This window comes from Sandarakinorhabdus sp., assembly GCF_031430775.1.
Lineage (GTDB): Bacteria > Pseudomonadota > Alphaproteobacteria > Sphingomonadales > Sphingomonadaceae > Sandarakinorhabdus.
Window position 1 is genome coordinate 1 of sequence record NZ_JANPCD010000061.1, and the last position, 2,615, is coordinate 2,615.

Annotated in this window: 3 protein-coding genes; all 3 read right to left on the minus strand. The window is 68.5% G+C overall.

Annotation, left to right across the window (positions count from 1 at the left end; translation table 11 throughout):
* Positions 1 to 1,314: FtsX-like permease family protein (locus RMQ73_RS03205; RefSeq protein WP_310496549.1), on the minus strand; the 1,314-nt coding region annotated here is incomplete at its 3' end.
* Positions 1,311 to 2,012, minus strand: a complete 702-nt coding sequence (locus RMQ73_RS03210; RefSeq protein ID WP_310496551.1) for a dienelactone hydrolase family protein — start codon at positions 2,010 to 2,012, stop codon at positions 1,311 to 1,313. The genes RMQ73_RS03205 and RMQ73_RS03210, both read right to left, overlap by 4 nt.
* Before the next feature lie 18 nt (positions 2,013 to 2,030).
* Positions 2,031 to 2,615 (minus strand): ATP-binding cassette domain-containing protein (locus RMQ73_RS03215; RefSeq protein WP_310496553.1); only part of this gene is annotated, 585 nt, incomplete at its 5' end.

Sequence of the window (2,615 nt, forward strand, 5' to 3'; positions counted from 1 at the left end):
CCAGCGCACCAGCGCCGCCAGCAGCCACAGCCTCGCAATCAGGGCCAGCGCACCGACCAGAAAGGCAATGACGTACAGACGTTGTTGGGCAACGAGCACGGTGATGGCGAGGATGGCGGCGGCGGCGGCCGCGATAATGGCGACGGTGCCGGCACCGGGCCGCACCCCCCGCTCGGTCAGGCTGCGGAACAACCGCGCCGCCGGCATGCGCGCGCCCTGTGCCAACGGCCACAGCGCAAAGGCCAGCGCGATCAGCACGCCATAGGCCGCCGCAACGACCAGCGCCGCCCATTGCGGACCGGTGGCCGGCGGCACCGGCAGGCTAGCCGCGGCAATGCGGGCCACAGCCAAGGGTGTGACTGCACCTATGGCCAGGCCGATGGCGACAGCGCCGGCAGTGACGAGGCCGATCTGCCAGAGATAGACTGCGCGGATGGTGGCGGTGTCGGCACCCAGCGTCTTGAGCGTGGCGATGGTGCGGGTGCGGGCGCCCAGATAAGCAGACACGCCGCCGGCAACGCCAACGCCGGCAACAACAAGCGCGGTCAACCCGACAAGGGCCAGAAACTGGCCGAGTTGGGCCACGAAACGCCGCGTGCCGGGGGCACCGTTGCTGCGATCGGTGAACTGGGCGCCGCCGGGCTTGAGTGCCGGTTCCAGCCGCGCCAGCGCCGCCGCCGGGCTGACATTGGCGGGCAGGCGCACGCGATATTCGCTGCGGAACAGACTGCCGGTGCCAAGCAGGCCCGCAGACTCCAGATCAGCGCCGTGCATCACCAGGCCGGGACCAAGGCCGAAGCCATCGCCGGCGCGGTCCGGTTCCTCGTCCAAGGTACCGATGTAGCGCAGGCGCGCGCCGCCAAGCGTGAGCAAGTCGCCGGGCTTGAGCCGCAGCCGGTCAGCCAGCGCCTGCTGTGCCGCCGCCGTGCCAGGACGCAGCCGGGCGCCGCCGCTGATCTTCACGGTGCCATACAGCGGCCAATTGTCGTCCACTGCCTTGATTTCGGCCAGCACCGGCAGATCGCCGCCCTGCCTGCCCACCATGGCGCGCAACTTGACGACACGGCCCACACTGCCCGCCTGTGCCAGCGCGGCCGCCTCGGCAGGCGACGCGAAACGCCCCGATAGACGCGCCGACACATCGCCGCCCAGCACGAATTGCCCGCGCTCCGCCAAGCCGGCGTTAATGGCCGATGTCAGGCTGCCGACGCCAGCCAGCGCCGCCACGCCGAGCACCAGGCACAACGCCAGGATGCGCAGGCCGGCCAACCCGCCGCGCAGTTCGCGCAGCGCAAGACGAAGAGGCAGGCTCAAAGCGTTTCGGCGAGAAAGTTGCTCAGCGCCTGCCAGGACCGGCGATCGGCATCGGCGCTATAGGCAACGCCGCCGGCCGGGTTGTTAGCGGCGGGCGCCGTAAAGGCGTGGTAGGTGCCCCCATAAGCGTGGATCTGCCAATCGGCGCCGGCGGCTGTCAATTCGGCTGCCAGCGCAACCGTGGCTGCGGGCGGGCACATCGGGTCTTCCCAGCCGTGCAGCACCAGAACCTTGGCTGACATTGCCTTTTGCGGCAGGCCGTTGGGCGCATAGACGCCGTGGAAGCTGATAGCACCCTTGATGCGGGCGTCGGCGGAACGGGCAACATCAAGCGCGCACAGGCCGCCGAAGCAATAACCCATGATGGCCATCCGGTCGGCATCCACGGCCGGATGGGCAGCGGCGGCAGTGACAGCGGCAAGCAGGCGCTGTTGCAGCGCAGCCCGGTCGGCCATCCACGGGTTCATCAATGCGCTGTTGTCGCCCATTGGTTCGCCGCGCACGCCCTTGCCGTACACATCGATTGCGATGCCCACATAACCCTGCGCCGCGAGCCTTTCGGCCGCGTCGTTGTCGGCCTGCATCTGCCCGCCCCAATTGTGCGCGACCAGCACGGCCGGGAACGGCCCGGCGCCAGCGGGAACGGCAATATGACCTTCGCAGATCGTGTCTTCATCGGCATAGGAAAAGGCGGGCATTGATGTTCCTTCGGGAGGTTATTCGGCTGCGAGCGCAGCGCGCGCAGTGCCGGATGGGGCAGTGTCGGAGGCGATACGGCCATCACCCATGGTGATGATCCGGTCGCAGCGGCTGGCCAGGCCAGCGTCATGAGTAATGAGCAACAAGGTAGCGCCGGTTTCCGTCAGTCGCGAAAACAGCATTTCGACAATTGCGGCGCCGGTGGCGGCATCGAGATTACCGGTCGGTTCATCGGCAAAGATCAACGCCGGGCGCGCCGCCAGCGCGCGGGCGATGCCGACACGCTGCTGCTCGCCGCCAGACAATTGCGTCGGATAATGGCCAAGGCGGTGCCCAAGCCCGACCAGTTCCAGTTCGGCCCGCGCCCGGCCCTGCGGATCGGCGATGCCCGCCAGTTCCAGCGGCACCGCGACATTTTCCAGCGCCGTCATGGTCGGAATGAGGTGAAAGGCCTGTAGCACGATGCCGATGCGCCCACGCCGCGCGCGCGCCAGACCGTCTTCGTCCAGCGCCGAAAAATCCGCGCCGGCGATATGCACCTGCCCCGACGTGGCGCGGTCCAAACCGGCCAGCACCGCCATCAGCGATGACTTGCCCGATCC